The sequence below is a fragment of the Streptomyces sp. N50 genome (assembly GCF_033335955.1).
In the GTDB taxonomy this organism is placed as follows: Bacteria; Actinomycetota; Actinomycetes; order Streptomycetales; family Streptomycetaceae; genus Streptomyces.
In genome coordinates, this window is the sequence record NZ_CP137549.1 from 5370395 (window position 1) to 5389867 (window position 19473).

16 protein-coding genes are annotated in these 19473 nt (G+C 68.8%); 15 read left to right on the top strand and 1 reads right to left on the bottom strand.

Annotated features, from left to right (window positions below; all coding sequences use genetic code 11):
* The first annotated feature begins 501 nt into the window (after window positions 1-501).
* From R2B38_RS24105 to nuoN, 14 genes are read left to right on the top strand one after another with little or no spacing between them, the layout of a single operon-like run.
* Window positions 502-861: an NADH-quinone oxidoreductase subunit A gene (locus R2B38_RS24105; RefSeq protein ID WP_007383963.1), complete on the top strand. Its 360-nt coding sequence runs from the start codon at window positions 502-504 to the stop codon at window positions 859-861.
* 13 nt (window positions 862-874) lie between these two features.
* Entirely contained in the window at window positions 875-1429 is a 555-nt protein-coding gene (locus R2B38_RS24110; protein ID WP_007383964.1) for a NuoB/complex I 20 kDa subunit family protein, read from the top strand.
* Window positions 1426-2166: an NADH-quinone oxidoreductase subunit C gene (locus tag R2B38_RS24115; RefSeq protein WP_033282503.1), complete on the top strand. Its 741-nt coding sequence runs from the start codon at window positions 1426-1428 to the stop codon at window positions 2164-2166. Before R2B38_RS24110 ends, R2B38_RS24115 begins: the two co-directional genes overlap by 4 nt.
* Window positions 2163-3500, top strand: a complete 1338-nt coding sequence (locus R2B38_RS24120) for an NADH-quinone oxidoreductase subunit D (RefSeq protein ID WP_318018119.1) — start codon at window positions 2163-2165, stop codon at window positions 3498-3500. Before R2B38_RS24115 ends, R2B38_RS24120 begins: the two co-directional genes overlap by 4 nt.
* Complete coding sequence (nuoE, locus tag R2B38_RS24125; protein ID WP_318018120.1) at window positions 3497-4348, top strand: NADH-quinone oxidoreductase subunit NuoE; 852 nt, start codon at window positions 3497-3499, stop codon at window positions 4346-4348. The genes R2B38_RS24120 and nuoE overlap by 4 nt, the downstream gene beginning before the upstream one ends.
* Window positions 4348-5694, top strand: a complete 1347-nt coding sequence (nuoF, locus tag R2B38_RS24130) for an NADH-quinone oxidoreductase subunit NuoF (protein WP_019061210.1) — start codon at window positions 4348-4350, stop codon at window positions 5692-5694. Before nuoE ends, nuoF begins: the two co-directional genes overlap by 1 nt.
* Window positions 5691-8195, top strand: a complete 2505-nt coding sequence (locus tag R2B38_RS24135) for an NADH-quinone oxidoreductase subunit G (RefSeq protein WP_318018121.1) — start codon at window positions 5691-5693, stop codon at window positions 8193-8195. The genes nuoF and R2B38_RS24135 overlap by 4 nt, the downstream gene beginning before the upstream one ends.
* Window positions 8192-9562 carry an NADH-quinone oxidoreductase subunit NuoH gene (gene nuoH, locus R2B38_RS24140; protein WP_318018122.1) on the top strand — a complete coding sequence of 457 codons (1371 nt, stop codon included), beginning with the start codon at window positions 8192-8194 and terminating at the stop codon, window positions 9560-9562. The genes R2B38_RS24135 and nuoH overlap by 4 nt, the downstream gene beginning before the upstream one ends.
* Entirely contained in the window at window positions 9555-10175 is a 621-nt protein-coding gene (gene nuoI, locus R2B38_RS24145; protein WP_318018123.1) for an NADH-quinone oxidoreductase subunit NuoI, read from the top strand. The genes nuoH and nuoI overlap by 8 nt, the downstream gene beginning before the upstream one ends.
* Complete coding sequence (locus tag R2B38_RS24150) at window positions 10172-11017, top strand: NADH-quinone oxidoreductase subunit J (RefSeq protein WP_318018124.1); 846 nt, start codon at window positions 10172-10174, stop codon at window positions 11015-11017. Before nuoI ends, R2B38_RS24150 begins: the two co-directional genes overlap by 4 nt.
* Window positions 11014-11313 (top strand): NADH-quinone oxidoreductase subunit NuoK, encoded by a 300-nt coding sequence (nuoK, locus tag R2B38_RS24155; protein WP_016437642.1) that lies wholly within the window; start codon window positions 11014-11016, stop codon window positions 11311-11313. Before R2B38_RS24150 ends, nuoK begins: the two co-directional genes overlap by 4 nt.
* Before the next feature lie 14 nt (window positions 11314-11327).
* Window positions 11328-13223, top strand: a complete 1896-nt coding sequence (nuoL, locus tag R2B38_RS24160; protein ID WP_318018125.1) for an NADH-quinone oxidoreductase subunit L — start codon at window positions 11328-11330, stop codon at window positions 13221-13223.
* Between the two features lie 5 nt (window positions 13224-13228).
* Entirely contained in the window at window positions 13229-14800 is a 1572-nt protein-coding gene (locus R2B38_RS24165; protein WP_318018126.1) for an NADH-quinone oxidoreductase subunit M, read from the top strand.
* A complete protein-coding gene (gene nuoN / locus R2B38_RS24170; RefSeq protein ID WP_318018127.1) occupies window positions 14797-16452 on the top strand; it encodes an NADH-quinone oxidoreductase subunit NuoN in 1656 nt (551 codons plus the stop codon). The genes R2B38_RS24165 and nuoN overlap by 4 nt, the downstream gene beginning before the upstream one ends.
* A 72-nt stretch (window positions 16453-16524) precedes the next feature.
* Here nuoN and R2B38_RS24175 read toward each other — a convergent pair whose 3' ends face one another.
* Complete coding sequence (locus R2B38_RS24175; protein WP_318018128.1) at window positions 16525-17043, bottom strand: hypothetical protein; 519 nt, start codon at window positions 17041-17043, stop codon at window positions 16525-16527.
* A gap of 256 nt (window positions 17044-17299) precedes the next feature.
* Between R2B38_RS24175 and recQ the strand changes: the two genes are divergently transcribed.
* Complete coding sequence (gene recQ / locus R2B38_RS24180; protein WP_318018129.1) at window positions 17300-19399, top strand: DNA helicase RecQ; 2100 nt, start codon at window positions 17300-17302, stop codon at window positions 19397-19399.
* Window positions 19400-19473: the final 74 nt, after the last annotated feature.

Here is a 19473-nt window from a genome sequence, read left to right on the forward strand (position 1 = left end):
CGGAGGTCACGGAACGGTTACCGGAATGCGTGCGTCCTGCGTGGGTACCGCGAGCGGGTGACTTCGTGAACGTGTGCACGCGTCCACACCGTGCCGCGCGTGTCCCTCTGATGTGTGAACGGGCCTCCACTATCAAGCCGTCCCGTCCAACTCCAATTTGCATGCAAGGGAAGCCTCTTGATATTGAGACGCCGCCCTCTGGCTGCGATGACGAGCGGAAATGTCACCTCTGGTGACCACTCGGGCGCTTCGCGTGCGAAGATCGCCGCCCGTCCGACGTGATGATCCTTCGTCGGGTGGTGGAGATCACAAAGCTTGTGTAATACCCCGTGTCGCAGATCACAGAGCGCCGGGCATAAGATGCGGGGCAGTTGGGCTTGTGACCTGCTTCACATGTTCTCGATCTTCGTTGGGACGAACGGGGTTTGAGCGGCGCGTGAGCCGGAAGCGGACCCGATGCCATCGCCAGCAGTCAGTGCCGACTGAGAGGAGCGAGGAGCGGTGAACGCGTATGCGCCCATCCTCGTACTGGGAGCCCTCGGGGCAGGCTTTGCGATCTTCTCCGTGGTCATGGCCACGCTGATCGGTCCGAAGCGGTACAACCGGGCCAAGCTCGAAGCGTACGAGTGCGGCATCGAACCGACCCCCACGCCGGCCGGCGGCGGGCGCTTCCCCATCAAGTACTACCTGACGGCGATGCTCTTCATCGTCTTCGACATCGAGATCGTCTTCCTCTACCCCTGGGCCGTCACCTTCGACGCCCTGGGTGTTTTCGGGCTCGTGGAGATGCTGCTCTTCGTGCTCACCGTCTTCGTCGCGTACGCGTACGTATGGCGGCGCGGCGGCCTGGAATGGGACTGAGGGGCCTTAGACCATGGGACTCGAAGAAAAGCTGCCGAGCGGTTTCCTGCTGACCACCGTCGAGCAGGCCGCGGGCTGGGTGCGCAAGGCGTCCGTCTTCCCCGCCACGTTCGGACTCGCCTGCTGCGCCATCGAGATGATGACGACCGGCGCCGGACGCTACGACCTCGCGCGCTTCGGCATGGAGGTCTTCCGCGGATCTCCCCGCCAGGCGGACCTGATGATCGTCGCGGGCCGGGTCAGCCAGAAGATGGCGCCGGTGCTGCGGCAGGTCTACGACCAGATGCCGAACCCCAAGTGGGTTATCTCCATGGGCGTTTGCGCCTCGTCGGGCGGCATGTTCAACAACTACGCGATCGTGCAGGGCGTCGACCACATCGTCCCGGTCGACATCTACCTCCCGGGCTGCCCGCCACGGCCCGAGATGCTGATGGACGCGATCCTCAAGCTCCACCAGAAGATCCAGTCCTCCAAGCTCGGCGTGAACGCCGAGGAGGCGGCCCGTGAGGCGGAGGAAGCGGCGCTCAAGGCACTGCCCACCATCGAGATGAAGGGCCTGCTGCGGTGAGTGACGCGAACGGCACCAACGGAGCCGACCCGGAGCAGGATCCGGGCGCCTCCAACCTCCCCGGCCCGCGCGGCGAGGGCGAGGAGATCCGCGTCCAGCGCGGCATGTTCGGCGCCAACAACGGTGGCGACACCTCCGGTTACGGCGGCCTGGTCCGCTCGGTCCGCCTGCCGGGCGAGGCGAGCCGGCCCTACGGCGGCTGGTTCGACGAGGTCGCCGACGAGCTGGAGGGCGCTCTGGAGGAACAGGGCCTGCTGCCCGGCAACGCGATCGAGAAGACGGTCGTCGACCGCGACGAACTCACCTTCCACGTCGAACGCGAGCACCTGGTCCGCGTCGCCCAGACCCTGCGCGACGACCCGGCCCTGCGCTTCGAACTCTGCACCGGCGTCAGCGCGGTCCACTACCTGCACGACAAGGGCCGCGAGCTGCACGCCGTCTACCACCTGCGCTCGATCACCCACAACCGGCTGATCCGCCTCGAAGTCAGCGCCCCGGACAGCGATCCGCACATCCCGTCCCTGGTCCCGGTCTATCCGACCAACGACTGGCACGAGCGCGAGACGTACGACTTCTTCGGGATCGTCTTCGACGGTCACCCGGCCCTGACGCGGATCATGATGCCGGACGACTGGCAGGGCCACCCGCAGCGCAAGGACTACCCCCTCGGCGGCATCGCCGTCGAGTACAAGGGCGCCCAGATCCCGGCTCCGGACCAGCGGAGGTCGTACTCGTGAGCACGCAGTCAGCATCCGCCTCCGCCGCTTCGGCGCGCGAGACCACCGAGGGCACCGTATATACGGTCACCGGTGGCGACTGGGACGAGGTCGTCCAGTCCGCGGCCAAGGCCGACGACGAGCGCATCGTCGTCAACATGGGGCCCCAGCACCCCTCCACGCACGGAGTGCTCCGCCTGATCCTGGAGATCGACGGCGAGACGGTCACCGAGGCCCGCTGCGGCATCGGCTACCTGCACACCGGGATCGAGAAGAACCTCGAGTACCGCACGTGGACGCAGGGCACCACGTTCGTGACGCGCATGGACTATCTGACGTCCTTCTTCAACGAGACCGCCTACTGTCTCGCCGTCGAGAAACTCCTCGGAGTCGAGGACCAGATCACCGAGCGGGCGAAGATCATCCGGGTGCTCCTGATGGAGCTGAACCGGATGTCCTCCCACCTGGTGTGCATCGCCACCGGCGGTATGGAGCTCGGCGCCACCACGATCATGATCTACGGATTCCGCGATCGTGAAATGATTCTCGACATCTACGAGCTCATCACGGGCCTGCGGATGAACCACGCGTACATCCGCCCCGGCGGACTCGCCCAGGACCTGCCGCCCGGCGCGGTGGACCAGATCCGCGAGTTCGTGAAGAAGATGAAGAAGAACCTCCCCGAGTACGACAAGCTCGCCACCGGGAACCCCATCTTCAAGGCCCGTATGCAGGACGTCGGTTACCTCGACCTGGCCGGCTGCATGGCCCTCGGCGCCACCGGCCCGATCCTGCGCTCCACCGGCCTGCCGCACGACCTGCGCAAGGCGCAGCCGTACTGCGACTACGAGACGTACGACTTCGACATCCCGACCGCCGACACCTGCGACTCCTACGGCCGCTTCCTCATCCGTCTTGAGGAGATGCGCCAGTCGCTCAGGATCGTCGAGCAGTGCCTGGACCGGCTGCAGCCCGGCCCGGTCATGGTCGCCGACAAGAAGATCGCCTGGCCCGCCCAACTCGCGCTCGGGCCGGACGGGTTGGGCAACTCGCTCGACCACATCAAGCAGATCATGGGCACCTCCATGGAGGCCCTGATCCACCACTTCAAGCTGGTGACCGAAGGCTTCCGCGTGCCGCCGGGACAGGCGTACGCGGCGGTCGAGTCGCCCAAGGGCGAACTCGGGGTGCACGCCGTGTCCGACGGAGGCACCCGCCCCTACCGGGTCCACTTCAGGGACCCGTCCTTCACCAACCTTCAGGCCATGGCGGCGATGTGCGAGGGCGGCCAGGTCGCCGACGTCATCGTCGCCGTCGCGTCCATCGACCCCGTGATGGGAGGCGTCGACCGGTGACCACCAGTTCTTCGGAGCAGGGCGTCAGTCTGGGCATGCCCCAACTGCCCGCGCCCGCCTACCCGGACGACGTCCGGGCCCGGCTGGAGGCCGACGGGCGGGAGATCATCGCCCGCTACCCGGACTCCCGCTCGGCCCTCCTGCCGTTGCTGCATCTCGTGCAGGCGGAGGAGGGTCATGTCACGCGCACAGGGCAGCAGTTCTGCGCGAACCTGCTCGACCTGACGACGGCCGAGGTCGCCGCCGTGGCGACCTTCTACTCCATGTACCGGCGCCGGCCGAGCGGCGACTACCAGGTCGGGGTCTGCACCAACACCCTGTGTGCGGTGATGGGCGGCGACGCGATCTTCGAGTCCCTCCAGGAGCACCTGGGCGTCGGCAACGGTGAGACCACCGACGACGGCAAGGTCACCCTGGAGCACATCGAGTGCAACGCGGCCTGCGACTTCGCGCCCGTCGTGATGGTCAACTGGGAGTTCTTCGACAACCAGACCCCCGCCAGCGCCCGGCGCCTCGTCGACGACCTGCGCTCGGGCGCTCCGGTGGAGCCCACGCGCGGGGCGCCGATGTGCACCTTCAAGGAGACCGCGCGGATCCTCGCCGGCTTCCCCGACGAGCGGCCAGGGGCCGTCGAGGCGAGCGGCGGTGCGGGACCCGCATCACTGGTGGGCCTCCGCCTGGCCAGGGGAGAGACCGCACCCGCGCGCGTGGTCCATCCGCGGGGCTCCGGTGCGCCGCAGGACACGTCGCCGACGACCGAGCACCTCAGTTCGCACGATGCGCCGCAGGACACGTCGGCCTCCGACCCCGCCCACCCGGCGGGGCCTGTCGCCGAGGAGGGGGAGTGATGACCTTGGCACCCGAACTGAAAGACCACAGCCCCGAGAAGCTGCTCGCACCCGTGCTGTCGGCCTTCTGGGACGAGGACGAGTCCTGGACTCTGGACACGTACCGGAGGCACGAGGGATACGAGGGGCTCCGCAAGGCGCTCGCCATGTCGCCGGACGACCTCATCGCGTATGTGAAGGACTCCGGTCTGCGCGGTCGCGGTGGCGCCGGCTTCCCCACCGGAATGAAATGGCAATTCATTCCCCAAGGGGATGGAAAACCGCACTATCTAGTTGTCAACGCCGACGAGTCGGAGCCCGGGACGTGTAAGGACATCCCGCTCCTGTTCGCCAACCCGCATAGCCTCATCGAGGGCATTGTCATCGCGTGTTATGCCATCAGGTCGTCGCATGCCTTCATCTATCTGCGTGGTGAAGTCGTCCCCGTTCTGCGGCGGTTGCACGAGGCCGTACGCGAGGCGTACGACGCGGGCTACCTCGGCGAGAACATCCTGGGCAGCGGGCTCGACCTCCAGCTCACCGTGCACGCGGGCGCTGGCGCGTACATCTGCGGTGAGGAGACCGCCCTGCTCGACTCGCTCGAAGGCCGCCGTGGTCAACCGCGGCTCCGTCCCCCTTTCCCTGCGGTCGCGGGCCTCTATGCGTGCCCGACTGTTGTGAATAACGTCGAGTCGATCGCGTCAGTTCCCGCCATTCTGCAAAAAGGCAAGGAATGGTTCAGGTCGATGGGCAGCGAGAAGTCCCCAGGCTTCACGCTCTACTCGCTCAGCGGCCATGTCACCAGTCCCGGCCAGTACGAGGCACCGCTCGGCATCACACTCCGTCAGCTGCTCGACATGAGCGGCGGGATCCGGGCCGGACATCGCCTCAAGTTCTGGACGCCGGGCGGGTCTTCCACGCCGATGTTCACCGACGAGCACCTCGACGTCCCTCTTGACTACGAAGGAGTCGGCGCCGCGGGTTCCATGCTCGGCACCAAGGCTCTGCAGTGTTTCGACGAGACGACCTGCGTCGTGCGTGCCGTCACCCGCTGGACCGAGTTCTACGCCCACGAGTCCTGCGGCAAGTGCACACCGTGCCGCGAAGGGACGTACTGGCTCGTGCAGTTGCTGCGCGACATCGAGGCCGGCAAGGGCTCCATGTCCGACCTCGACAAGCTGAACGACATCGCCGACAACATCAACGGCAAGTCCTTCTGCGCCCTCGGCGACGGCGCCGCCTCGCCGATCTTCTCCTCGCTCAAGTACTTCCGCGAGGAGTACGAGCAGCACATCACGGGCCGGGGCTGTCCCTTCGACCCGGCCAAGTCCACGGCCTGGGCCGACCGCACGGAGGTGAACGCATGACGGTGACCACGAACGCCCCCTCCGGAGGGGGCGAAGCGGCGGTCCCGCCCGAGGATCTCGTCTCGCTGACGATCGACGGCGCCGAGATCAGCGTGCCCAAGGGCACCCTGGTCATCCGCGCCGCCGAGCAACTCGGCATCGAGGTACCCCGGTTCTGCGACCATCCCCTCCTCGACCCGGTCGGCGCCTGCCGCCAGTGCATCGTCGAGGTCGAGGGCCAGCGCAAACCGATGGCGTCCTGCACGATCACGTGCACGGACGGCATGGTCGTCAAGACCCAGCTCACCTCGCCGGTCGCGGAGAAGTCGCAGCACGGCGTGATGGAGCTGCTCCTCATCAACCACCCGCTGGACTGCCCGGTCTGCGACAAGGGCGGCGAGTGCCCCCTGCAGAACCAGGCGATGTCCCACGGCAACGCCGAGTCCCGCTTCGAGGGCCGCAAGCGGACCTACGAGAAGCCCGTCCCGATCTCCACCCAGGTGCTCCTGGACCGCGAGCGGTGCGTGCTGTGCGCGCGCTGCACCCGCTTCTCCAACCAGATCGCGGGCGACCCGATGATCGAGATGGTCGAGCGGGGCGCGCTCCAGCAGATCGGCACCGGTGAGGGCGACCCCTTCGAGTCGTACTTCTCCGGGAACACCATCCAGATCTGCCCGGTGGGCGCGCTGACCTCGGCGGCGTACCGATTCCGCTCCCGCCCCTTCGACCTGGTCTCCACGCCGTCGGTGTGCGAGCACTGCGCCGGGGGCTGCGCGACCCGCACCGACCACCGGCGCGGCAAGGTCATGCGGCGCCTGGCCGCCGTGGACCCCGAGGTCAACGAGGAGTGGGTCTGCGACAAGGGGCGCTTCGGCTTCCGGTACGCGCAGCAGCGCGACCGGCTCCAGACGCCCCTGGTGCGCAACGCGGACGGTGTCCTGGAGCCCGCGTCCTGGCCGGAGGCCCTGGAGGCCGCCGCCCAGGGCCTGTCGGCGGCGCGCGGCCGGGCCGGCGTTCTGACCGGCGGCCGCCTCACCATCGAGGACGCCTACGCGTACAGCAAGTTCGCGCGCGTGGCCCTCGACACCAACGACATCGACTTCCGCGCGCGCGTGCACAGCAGCGAGGAGGCCGACTTCCTGGCCGCCCGGGTCGCGGGCCGCGGCCGGGACCTCGACGGCAACGGCGTCACGTACACCTCCCTGGAGAAGGCGCCCGCCGTCCTGCTGGTCGGGTTCGAGTCCGAGGAGGAGGCGCCCGGCGTCTTCCTGCGGCTGCGCAAGGCCTCGCGCAAGCACGGGCAGCGGGTGTTCTCGCTCGCCACCCACGCCACGCGCGGACTGGAGAAGGCGGGCGGCATCCTGCTGCCGGCCGCTCCCGGAACCGAGACCGAGTGGCTGGACGCGCTCGCGAGTGGCGTCGGTCTTGAGGATGACGGCGCCACTGCCTCCGAGGCACTGCGCACCGAGGGCGCGGTGATCGTCGTCGGCGAGCGGCTGGCCGCTGTCGCCGGGGGCCTCACCGCCGCCGTACGGGCCGCGTTCGCGACCGGGTCGCGGCTGGTGTGGATTCCGCGCCGGGCCGGGGAACGGGGTGCGATCGAGGCGGGTGCGCTGCCGTCGCTGCTGCCGGGCGGGCGTCCGGCCACCGACCCGCGCGCGCGTGAGGAGGTCGCCGTCGCCTGGGGCGTCGCCGAACTCCCGCACCGCTACGGCCGCGACGCCGGCCAGATCGTCGAGGCCGCCGCCGGGGGTGAACTCCGGGCGCTGCTGGTCGCGGGTGTGGAGCCGGGCGACCTGTCCGACCCGGCACGCGCGCGTGCGGCACTGCACGAAGTCGGCTTCCTGGTGTCGCTCGAACTGCGGCCCAGCGAGGTCACCGAACACGCGGATGTCGTCCTCCCGGTCGCGGCGGTCGCCGAGAAGGCGGGCGCCTTCCTCAACTGGGAGGGCCGGGTCCGCTTCTTCGACGCCGCGCTCAAGCCCGACCAGATGACCCGCACCCTCGCCCCGACCGACGCGCGCGTGCTGCACATGCTGGCCGACGCCATGGACGTACACCTGGGTCTGCCCGATCTGCGCACCACGCGCGCGGAGTTGGACCGGCTCGGGCCGTGGGACGGGCCGCGGGCCAGCGATCCGCTGGAGACCGCGGGCGTGCTGCCCCGGCCGGCCGCCGAGGAGGCCGTGCTCGCCGGGCACCGGCTGCTGCTCGACCAGGGCGCGCTCCAGGAGGGCGACGAAGCGCTCGCCGGCACCCGGCACGCCGCCCACGCGCGCGTGTCGGCCGCCACGGCCGCCGAGGCGGGCGTCAAGGACGGCGACGCGCTCGCCGTGACCGGTGGCGCCGGAACCGTCGAACTCCCGCTGCGGATCACCGAGATGCCCGACCGGGTGGTCTGGCTCCCGCTGAACTCCACCGGCGGGGGCGTCGCCTCCGACACCGGGGCGCTGCCCGGCGCACTCGTCCGCATCGGCCCGGCCACGCTCGCGGGCGAGGCCCCCAAGGAGGTGGAGGCATGAGCCCGTACCCGTACCTCGCTGCCGAAGACCTCTCGATGTTCGGCCGCGACCCCTGGTGGCTGGTCGTCGTCAAAGCGGTGTTCTGCTTCGCGTTCCTGATGATCACCGTGCTGTTCTCGATCGTCTGGGAACGCAAGGTCGTCGCCTGGATGCAGCTGCGCATCGGCCCCAACCGGCACGGCCCCTGGGGCATGCTCCAGTCGCTCGCCGACGGCGTGAAGCTGATGCTCAAGGAAGACCTGATCGTCAAGCGCGCGGACAAGCTGATCTACATCCTCGCGCCGATCATCGCGGCCATCCCGGCCTTCATGGCGATCGCGGTGATCCCCTTCGGGCCCGCCGACAACGAGGTCTCGATCTTCGGCCACCGCACCACGATGCAGCTCACCGACCTCCCGATCGCGATGCTCTACATCCTCGCGGTCGCCTCGGTCGGCATCTACGGCATCGTGCTCGCGGGCTGGAGCTCCGGCTCCACCTACCCGCTGCTCGGCGGTCTGCGCTCCTGCGCCCAGATGATCTCCTACGAGATCGCGATGGGCGCCGCGTTCGCCTCGGTGTTCCTCTACTCCGGGTCGATGTCCACGTCGACGATCGTTGAACAACAGCACGACCGCTGGTACATCATCCTGCTGCCGGTCTCCTTCATCATCTACATCATCACGATGGTCGGCGAGACCAACCGCGCCCCCTTCGACATGCCGGAGTCCGAGGGCGACCTGGTCGGCGGCTTCAACACCGAGTACTCGTCCATCAAGTTCGCGCTCTTCATGCTCGCCGAGTACGTGAACATGGTGACGGTCTCCGCGGTGTCGACCACGCTCTTCCTGGGCGGCTGGCGGGCACCCTGGCCGATCAGCTCCTTCTGGGAGGGCGCGAACCACGGCTGGTGGCCGATGCTCTGGTTCGTCATCAAGGTCCAGCTGCTGCTGTTCTTCTTCATCTGGCTCCGCGGCACCCTCCCGCGCGTGCGCTACGACCAGTTGATGAAGCTCGGCTGGAAGGTCCTCATCCCGGTCTCCGTCGTCTGGCTGATGCTCGTCGCGACCGTGCGGACCCTGAAGAACGAGAACTACGACTTCGCCGACATCGCCCTCTACATCGGCGGCGGTGTGCTCGTCCTGCTGTTGCTGTCCTTCATCGCGGACATGTTCCGCCAGAAGGCCAAGGACGACGCGCGACTGGCCGAGGAACCCGCCGGGTTCGACGCGATGGCGGGCGGATTCCCCGTACCGCCGCTGCCCGGACAGGAGTTGCCACCGGTGCCTCGACGCCCCTCGCGCCGCGAGCGGGAGTTGATTGTCAGTGGTGGGTCGGACACTGGCAGTGACGGATCTCTGGATGGAAAGGAGGCGTCCGATGGCTGAGGAGCCAAAGGAGACCGGGCAGACGAAGCCTGGCTTCCAGAACCCCGTGGCCGGCTTCGGCGTGACCTTCAAGGCCATGTTCAAGAAGCGGCTGACCGAGCAGTACCCGGAGCAGGAGAAGACCACAGCCCCCCGGTTCCACGGACGGCACCAGCTCAACCGCCATCCGGACGGCCTGGAGAAGTGCGTCGGCTGCGAGCTGTGCGCCTGGGCCTGCCCCGCCGACGCCATCTATGTGGAGGGCGCCGACAACACCGACGAGGAGCGCTACTCGCCGGGCGAGCGGTACGGCCGCGTCTACCAGATCAACTACGCCCGCTGCATCCTGTGCGGCCTGTGCATCGAGGCGTGCCCCACGCGCGCGTTGACGATGACCAACGAGTTCGAGCTGGCCGACACCAGCCGCGCGAACCTCATCTACACCAAGGAACAGCTGCTGGCCGGCCTCGACGACACGATGGTCGACAGCCCGCACGCCATCTACCCGGGGATGGACGAACAGGACTACTACCGGGGCCTGGTGACGGAGGCCGCACCCGGCACGGTGCCCCAAGTGGCCGTCTCCAAGGGCGAGAAGCCCAAGGAGGAGAAGGAAGAGGGGGTGGAGGCATGAGCGCGCAACTGGCCGCCGCCTACTCCACCTCCACCGGCGAGGCCTTCCAGTTCTGGGTCCTCGGCACGGTCGCGGTGATCGGCGCCCTGTCCACCATCCTCATGAGGAGGGCGGTGCACAGCGCGCTCTCCCTCGCCGGGACCATGATCATCCTGGCGGTCTTCTACCTCGCCAACGGCGCCTACTTCCTGGGCATCGTGCAGATCGTCGTCTACACGGGCGCGATCATGATGCTGTTCCTCTTCGTGGTGATGCTGGTCGGCGTCACGGCCGCCGACTCCCTGACGGAGACCATCAAGGGCCAGCGCTGGCTGGCCCTTCTCTGTGGGCTCGGCTTCGGCGTCCTGCTGTTCGCGGGCATCGGCAACGCCTCGCTCACGCAGTTCGACGGCCTGAGCACGGCCAACGCCAACGGCAACGTGGAGGGCCTGGCCGCCCTCATCTTCACGAAGTACGTGTTCGCCTTCGAAATCACCGGCGCCCTGCTGATCACGGCCGCCGTCGGCGCCATGGTGCTCACGCACCGCGAGCGCACCGAGCGGCCCAAGACCCAGCGCGAGCTGTCCGAGCAGCGCGTCCGCGAGGGCAAGCACCTTCCGCCGCTCCCCGCCCCCGGCGTCTACGCCCGGCACAACGCGGTGGACATCGCGGGCCTGCTCCCCGACGGCACCCCGTCCGAGCTCACGGTCAGCAAGACGCTCCGTGACCGCGGCCAGATCCGCGACGTGTCCAGCGAGGCGCTCAACGACCTGCGGGCCCTGGAGCAGCGGGCCGAGGAGCGCCTGGAGCGCACCGAGATCGAGCCGGCGAACCTCAAGCGGACCGAGGAGGCGTCGAAGTGAACCCCGTCAACTACCTCTATCTCTCCGCCCTGTTGTTCACGATCGGCGCCACCGGCGTGCTGATCAGGCGGAACGCGATCGTCGTGTTCATGTGCATCGAGCTGATGCTGAACGCCTGCAACCTCGCGTTCGTCACCTTCTCCCGGATGCACGGCAACCTCGACGGTCAGGTCATCGCCTTCTTCACGATGGTCGTCGCCGCCGCGGAGGTCGTGGTCGGGCTCGCGATCATCGTGTCGCTGTTCCGTTCCCGCCACTCGGCCTCGGTCGACGACGCCAGCCTGATGAAGCTCTGAGGGGTCGCTGAATCGTGGAGAACCTGATTGCGCTGCTGGTAGCGGCGCCTCTGCTCGGAGCGGTCGTCCTGCTGTGCGGCGGCCGGCGGCTCGATGCCGTCGGCCACTGGATCGGCACGATCCTCTCGTCCGCCTCCTTCGTGATCGGTGTCGTCCTCTTCACCGACCTGCTGGGGAAGAACGCCGAGCACCGGACGCTCATGCAGCACCTGTGGACCTGGGTCCCCGTCGAGGGCTTCCAGGCGGACGTCACCTTCCGCCTCGACCAGCTGTCGATGACCTTCGTCCTGCTGATCACCGGTGTCGGCTCGCTCATCCACCTGTACTCGGTCGGGTACATGGAGCACGACGAGCGCCGACGCCGCTTCTTCGGCTATCTGAACCTGTTCCTCGCGGCGATGCTGATCCTCGTCCTCGCCGACAACTACCTTCTGCTGTACGTCGGTTGGGAAGGCGTCGGTCTCGCCTCCTACCTGCTGATCGGCTTCTGGCAGCACAAGCCCAGCGCGGCCACCGCCGCGAAGAAGGCCTTCCTGGTCAACCGGGTCGGCGACATGGGCCTGTCGATCGCCATCATGCTGATGTTCACGACGTTCGGGACCTTCGCCTTCGGGCCGGTCCTCAGCCACGTCGGTGACGCCTCCGAGGGCAAGCTCACGGGCATCGCCCTGATGCTGCTGCTCGCGGCCTGCGGCAAGTCCGCCCAGGTGCCGCTGCAGTCCTGGCTCGGCGACGCGATGGAGGGTCCGACCCCGGTCTCGGCCCTCATCCACGCGGCGACCATGGTCACCGCCGGCGTGTACCTGATCGTCCGCTCCGGAGCGATCTTCAACGCCGCACCGGACGCGCAGCTCGTCGTCACCGTCGTCGGCGCCGTCACGCTCCTGTTCGGTGCGATCGTCGGTTGCGCGAAGGACGACATCAAGAAGGCCCTCGCGGGCTCGACCATGTCGCAGATCGGCTACATGGTCCTCGCCGCGGGCCTCGGCCCCATCGGCTACGTCTTCGCGATCATGCACCTGGTGACGCACGGCTTCTTCAAGGCCGGGCTCTTCCTCGGCGCCGGTTCGGTCATGCACGGCATGAACGACGAGGTCGACATGAGGAAGTACGGCGGCCTCCGGAAGTACATGCCGGTCACCTTCATCACCTTCGGCCTCGGCTACCTCGCCATCATCGGCTTCCCGGGCCTGTCCGGCTTCTTCTCCAAGGACAAGATCATCGAGGCGGCCTTCGCCAAGGGCGGCACCGAGGGCTGGATCCTCGGCGGCTCGGCCCTGCTGGGCGCGGCCATCACGGCGTTCTACATGACGCGCGTGATGCTGATGACCTTCTTCGGAGAGAAGCGCTGGCAGCCCGACGAGAACGGCGACGAGCCGCACCCGCACGAGTCCCCGAAGACGATGACGATCCCGATGATCGTGCTGGCCTTCGGATCGGTCTTCGCCGGCGGCATCTTCGGCATCGGCGACCGCTTCCTGCACTGGCTGGAGCCCATCACCGGCCACGAGGAGGGCAACTCCCCGGTCAGCGCCCTGACGGTCACCCTGGCCACCATGGTGGTGCTGATCATCGGCGTCGGGATCGCCTGGGCGCAGTACGGCCGCAAGCCGGTCCCGGCAGTAGCCCCGCGCGGGTCGCTGCTCACTCGGGCCGCCCGCCGCGACCTCCTCCAGGACGACTTCAACCACGTCGTCCTGGTGCGCGGCGGCGAGCACCTCACCCGCTCCCTGGTCTACGTCGACCACACCCTGGTCGACGGCGTCGTCAACGGCACGGCGGCCTCCATGGGCGGCCTCTCCGGAAGGCTGCGCAAACTGCAGAACGGCTATGCGCGGTCGTACGCGGTCTCGATGTTCGGCGGTGCGGCCATCCTCGTCGCCGCGACCCTGCTGATGAGGGCGGTCTGATACCGATGTCCTTTCCCCTCCTGACAGCGACGGCGGTGCTCCCGGCCCTCGGGGCGGTGGCCACGGCCGCCGTCCCGGCCGCCCGGCGCACCGCCGCGAAATGGCTGGCGCTGCTGGTCTCGCTGGCGACGCTCGCGCTGGCCGTCACGGTCCTGGTGCGCTTCGACCCGGGTGGCGACCGCTACCAACTCACCGAGTCCCACGCCTGGATCGCCGCCTTCGGGGTCCGCTACGAACTGGGTGTGGACGGCATCGCGGTCGCGCTCCTCGCGCTCACCGCCCTGCTGATCCCGTTCGTGATCCTGGCCGGCTGGCACGACGCCGACCCCCTGGAGACGGGCAACAAGCGCTGGCGGCCCACCCAGGGCTTCTTCGCCCTCATCCTTGCGGTGGAGGCGATGGTGATCATCTCCTTCGAGGCCACCGACGTCTTCCTCTTCTACATCTTCTTCGAAGCCATGCTGATCCCGATGTACTTCCTCATCGGCGGCTTCGGGGACAGCGCACACGAGCACGGCGACGAGGCGGCGGCAACCCAACGGTCGTACGCGGCCGTGAAGTTCCTGCTCTACAACCTGGTCGGCGGCCTCATCATGCTGGCGGCCGTGATCGGCCTCTACGTAGTGGCCGGGAACTTCTCGCTCGCGGAGATCGCGCAGGCGCGGGCCAACGGCACGCTGCACATGGCGACCAACACCGAACGCTGGCTGTTCCTGGGCTTCTTCTTCGCCTTCGCGGTGAAGGCGCCCCTGTGGCCGCTGCACACCTGGCTGCCCAACGCGATGGGCGAGGCGACGGCGCCGGTCGCCGTGCTGATCACGGCGGTTGTCGACAAGGTCGGCACCTTCGCGATGCTCCGCTTCTGCCTCCAGCTGTTCCCGAACGCCAGCAAGTGGGCGACGCCCGTCATCCTCGTCCTCGCCGTGATCAGCATCATCTACGGCGCGCTGCTCGCGGTCGGGCAGCGGGACATCAAGCGGCTGGTGGCGTACGCGTCGATCTCGCACTTCGGGTTCATCGTGCTGGGCATCTTCGCGATGACCAGCCAGGGCCAGTCCGGCGCGACGCTCTACATGGTCAACCACGGTATTTCCACGGCCGCGTTGATGCTCGTCGCCGGGTTCCTGATCTCGCGGCGCGGCTCGCGTCTGATCGCCGACTACGGAGGGGTGCAGAAAGTGGCCCCGGTGCTCGCGGGCACCTTCCTGATCGGCGGTCTGGCCACGCTGTCGCTGCCGGGACTCGCGCCCTTCGTGAGCGAGTTCCTGGTCCTGGTCGGCACGTTCTCGCGCTACCCGGCGATCGGGATCATCGCCACCTTCGGCATTGTCCTCGCCGCGCTGTACACCCTCGTCCTCTACCAGAGGACGATGACCGGCCCGGTGAAGCCCGAGGTCGCCTCGATGCCGGACCTGCGACCGCGTGAACTCCTGGTCGTCGCCCCGCTGATCGTGCTGCTGGTCTTCCTCGGCGTCTACCCCAAGCCCGTCACGGACATCGTGAACCCGTCGGTCAAGCAGACCTTGTCCGACGTGCACAAGAAGGATCCCAAGCCCTCGGTGGAGGCGGCCAAGTGAGCGCAACAGCCGTCCACAGCCTGTGGACAACGGCGGCAACCGCGGACCCGATCGCGAAGATCCCCGCGCCGAAGATCGAGTACGCGCAATTGTCGCCCACCTTGATCATCCTCGGCGCGGCGCTCATCGGGGTGCTGATCGAGGCGTTCGTCCCGCGCAAGTCCCGTTACTACGCCCAGGTGTTCGTGTCCGCCGTAGCGCTCTGCGCCGCCTTCGCGGCGGTCGTGGCGCTCGCGGCGGACGGGTACGGCACCACCAAGGCGCACATCGCGGCGATGGGCGCGATCGCGGTCGACGGACCGGCCCTGTTCCTCCAGGGCGTGATCCTGCTGTCCGGACTGGTCGGCCTGTTCACCTTCGCCGAGCGCCGACTCGACCCCGAGTCACACGGCAACCGGGTCGACTCGTTCGCCGCGCAGGGTGCGTCCGTGCCCGGCAGCGACAGCGAGAAGGCGGCGGTCAAGGCCGGGTTCACCACCACGGAGGTGTTCCCGCTCCTGCTCTTCGCGGTCGCCGGAATGCTGGTCTTCCCGTCGGCCAACGACCTGTTGACCCTGTTCGTGGCCCTGGAAGTCTTCTCGCTCCCGCTCTACCTCCTCTGCGCCCTGGCCCGCCGCAAGCGGCTCCTGTCGCAGGAGGCCGCGGTCAAGTACTTCCTGCTGGGCGCCTTCGCCTCCGCGTTCACCCTGTTCGGCATCGCGCTGCTCTACGGCTACGCGGGCTCGATGTCGTACGCCACGATCTCCCAGGTCGTCGACGGCTCCATCACCAACATCAACCCCGCCCTTGCCGACACCATGGGCAACGACGCGCTGCTGCTCATCGGCGGCGCGATGATCGTCATGGGGCTGCTCTTCAAGGTCGGCGCGGTGCCGTTCCACATGTGGACGCCCGACGTCTACCAGGGCGCGCCGACCCCGGTCACCGGCTTCATGGCCGCCGCGACCAAGGTGGCCGCTTTCGGAGCGCTGCTCCGGCTCCTCTACGTCGTACTTCCGGGCCTGCGCTGGGACTGGCGGCCCGTCATGTGGGGCGTGGCCATCATCACGATGTTGGGCGGCGCGATCGTCGCGATCACGCAGACCGACATCAAGCGGCTGCTGGCCTACTCGTCGATCGCGCACGCGGGCTTCATCCTCGCGGGTGTCATCGCGACCACCCGGGACGGCGTCTCGTCCGTGCTCTTCTACCTGGGCGCATACTCGTTCGTGACGATCGGCGCGTTCGCGGTCGTCACTCTCGTACGGGACGCCGGCGGCGAGGCGACGCACCTGTCGAAGTGGGCGGGGCTCGGGCGGAGGTCGCCGTTGGTCGCGGCGGTATTTGCCGTATTCCTGCTGTCCTTCGCGGGCATTCCGCTGACGGCCGGCTTCGCCGGGAAGTTCGCCGTGTTCAAGGCGGCGGCGGCCGGCGGCGCGGCCCCGCTGGTCGTGGTCGGTGTGCTCTCCTCGGCGATCGCGGCGTTCTTCTACATCCGCGTGATCGTGCTCATGTTCTTCAGCGAGCCGCGGCCCGACGGCCCCACCGTCGCGGTCCCGTCCCCGCTGACCATGGCGACGATCGGGGTGGCCGTGGCGGCGACGCTCGTCCTCGGTGTGGCCCCGCAGTACTTCCTGGACCTGGCGAACCAGGCGGGGGTCTTCGTCCGCTGAGCGCGGGCCGCTGAGCCCATGCGCAAGGCCCCGGTTCGCTTCGAGCGAGCCGGGGCCTTCGCGTGTGCGCGGTCAGACCGTCGGGCAGACCACCTCGGGGTTCCAAGAGGCGAACAGGCCCGCCGAGTTGGGCTTGTAGAGCCAGGCGTGCAGGGTGAAGTAGCCGGGGAGCTGGTCCTTCTGGAAGGTCTGCCCGAACAGCGTCGGCGCGGCCTGGCCCGAGTCCTTCACGACCCACTCCACCGCGACCAGCTTGCGTCCGTCGGTGAAGCCGGACCCGTCCGCGTACACGAGGGCCGCCGGCTTCTGCGGGTCGACCGAGCCGATGTTCGCCGGGTTGACGTAGTGGTAGCCCATGCCGCCCTCGGCCGGGTCGGCGACGCAGGTGTCGGTGCGGGCGTAGCCGCCGGCCGCCGCGGACCCCTCGTACCCGTACTTGGCGGTGGCCTGGGTCGTCCCGCTCAGCTGGGTCCACACGGACGGGTCGGGGCCGGTCGCGGCGTGGGCCGGGGCGGCGGTCAGCGCGAAGGCCGCGGCCGTCGCCACCGCGAGGGCGGTCTGCACGGCGCTCCGCTGGGCGCGAGGGGACATGGTGGGAGCTCCTTGGACTTTCGGGAGGCGTCCGCACGCACGGCGCGCCGTCCGTTCGGGGCGTGGCGGGCCTCCGCGGTCCCGCCCGAGCAGCATGTTCCGGACGTGGTGGTCGCGCCATGTGACGGGAGCCATTCGACTGACCACGCCCGGTCACTGCCGCCAGCCTGTGGATAACTCCGTCGCTGTCAGCGCGGAGCCCTATCGTGGACGCAGTGGTCGAGGGACGACGTACGGGGGACGAGCGATGCACGGGATGGGCGGGACGGTTGTGACGACCGAAGTACGGACGCCGGCGGCGCAGGGCGAGAGCGAGGCGCTGGCCACGCTCCACCGCGTCTTCGGCTACGACAGCTTCCGCGGCGAGCAGGAAGAGGTCATCGAGCATGTGGTGGCGGGCGGCGACGCCGTCGTCCTCATGCCGACCGGCGGCGGCAAGTCGCTCTGCTACCAGATCCCGTCCCTGGTCAGACCCGGTACGGGAGTTGTCGTATCCCCGCTGATCGCGCTGATGCAGGACCAGGTGGACGCGCTGCGGGCGCTCGGGGTGCGCGCCGGGTTCATGAACTCGACGCAGGACTTCGACGAGCGGCGCATCGTCGAGGCGGAGTTCCTGGCGGGCGAGCTGGACCTGATCTATCTCGCCCCGGAGCGGCTGCGGCTCGACAACACGCTGGACCTGCTGTCGCGCGGCAAGATCTCGGTGTTCGCGATCGACGAGGCGCACTGTGTGTCGTCGTGGGGCCATGATTTCCGCCCGGACTATCTGTCCCTCTCGGTGCTCGGCGAGCGCTGGCCGGACGTCCCGCGGATCGCGCTCACGGCGACGGCCACGGACGCGACGCACAAGGAGATCACCCAACGGCTGAACATGCCGAGCGCCCGGCACTTCGTGGCGAGCTTCGACCGGCCGAACATCCAGTACCGGATCGTGCCGAAGGCCGACCCCAAGAAGCAGCTGCTGAGCTTCCTGCGCGAGGAGCACGCGGGCGACGCGGGCATCGTGTACTGCCTGTCGCGCAAGTCCGTCGACACGACCGCCGAGTTCCTGTCGCGCAACGGCATCGAGGCGGTGCCGTACCACGCGGGCCTGGACTCGGGCACGCGCGCGGCACACCAGTCCCGGTTCCTGCGCGAGGACGGGCTGATCGTCGTCGCGACCATCGCCTTCGGCATGGGCATCGACAAGCCGGACGTACGGTTCGTCGCCCACCTCGACCTGCCCAAGTCGGTGGAGGGCTACTACCAGGAGACGGGTCGTGCGGGTCGTGACGGAATGCCGTCGACGGCGTGGATGGCGTACGGCCTGAACGACGTCATACAACAGCGCAAGATGATCCAGACCAGCGAGGGCGACGAGGCGTTCCGCCGCCGGGCCGCCTCCCACCTGGAGGCGATGCTCGCGCTGTGCGAGACCGCCCAGTGCCGGCGCGGCCAGTTGCTCGCCTACTTCGGGCAGGACCCGGACGCGGCGGGCTGCGGCAACTGCGACACCTGCCTCACCCCGCCCGAGACCTGGGACGGCACGGTCGCCGCGCAGAAGGTCCTCTCGACGGTGGTGCGGCTCCAGCGGGAGCGGGGCCAGAAGTTCGGCGCCCTGCAGATCGTCGACATCCTCATGGGGCGCCGGTCGGCCAAGGTGATCCAGTTCGACCACGACCAGCTGTCCGTGTTCGGCATCGGCCAGGACCTGGCCGAGGGCGAATGGCGGGGTGTTGTACGGCAGTTGCTGGCGCAGGGGCTGCTCGCGGTCGAGGGGGAGTACGGCACGCTGGTGCTCACCGAGGCGAGCGGCACGGTGTTGCGGCGCGAGCGGGAGGTGCCGCTGCGCAAGGAGCCGAAGAAGCCCGCGGGCTCCTCGCGGTCGGGGTCGTCGTCCTCGGGCCGGGGCGAGCGCAAGGCCAAGGCCGCGGCGGTGGAGTTGCCGGAGTCGTTGCAGCCCGCGTTCGAGGCCCTGCGCGCCTGGCGCGCGGAGCAGGCCCGCGAGCAGGGGGTTCCGGCGTACGTCATCTTCCACGACGCCACGCTGCGTGAGATCGCGACGGTGTGGCCGACGTCGGTGGCGCGGCTCGGGGAGATCAGCGGGGTCGGCGAGAAGAAGCTGGCGACGTACGGGGAGGGCGTGATCGGGGTGCTGGCGGGGCTGGGCGAGGCACCGGCCGTGGCTCCGGTACCGGCTCCGGCCGCGGTGCAAACACCGGCACCAGTGCGGGCACAGGCGCCGGCACCCGCGTCGGCACCCGCGTCGGCACCCGCGTCGGCACCCGCAACAGGGCGGGCGGCGAAGGACGTCGACCCCGGGGCGGATTACTGGCCGGAGATGGATGAGGAGCCGGAGCCGGAGGACTGGATGTAGGGGCTGGGACCACCAGGGGGTAGGGACCGGGCTGGGATTTACGGACCGGACGGGGAGGCAGGGAGCCCGGTCGG

Excerpts from the sequence above, each read along its gene's own strand:
- R2B38_RS24135 (WP_318018121.1), top strand. The coding sequence starts at position 5,691 with ATGACGGTGACCACGAACGCCCCCTCCGGAGGGGGCGAAGCGGCGGTC.
- nuoF (WP_019061210.1), top strand. The coding sequence starts at position 4,348 with ATGACCTTGGCACCCGAACTGAAAGACCACAGCCCCGAGAAGCTGCTC.
- nuoH (WP_318018122.1), top strand. The coding sequence starts at position 8,192 with ATGAGCCCGTACCCGTACCTCGCTGCCGAAGACCTCTCGATGTTCGGC.
- R2B38_RS24150 (WP_318018124.1), top strand. The coding sequence starts at position 10,172 with ATGAGCGCGCAACTGGCCGCCGCCTACTCCACCTCCACCGGCGAGGCC.
- recQ (WP_318018129.1), top strand. The coding sequence starts at position 17,300 with ATGGGCGGGACGGTTGTGACGACCGAAGTACGGACGCCGGCGGCGCAG.
- R2B38_RS24165 (WP_318018126.1), top strand. The coding sequence starts at position 13,229 with ATGTCCTTTCCCCTCCTGACAGCGACGGCGGTGCTCCCGGCCCTCGGG.
- R2B38_RS24110 (WP_007383964.1), top strand. The coding sequence starts at position 875 with ATGGGACTCGAAGAAAAGCTGCCGAGCGGTTTCCTGCTGACCACCGTC.
- nuoI (WP_318018123.1), top strand. The coding sequence starts at position 9,555 with ATGGCTGAGGAGCCAAAGGAGACCGGGCAGACGAAGCCTGGCTTCCAG.
- R2B38_RS24175 (WP_318018128.1), bottom strand. The coding sequence starts at position 17,043 with ATGTCCCCTCGCGCCCAGCGGAGCGCCGTGCAGACCGCCCTCGCGGTG.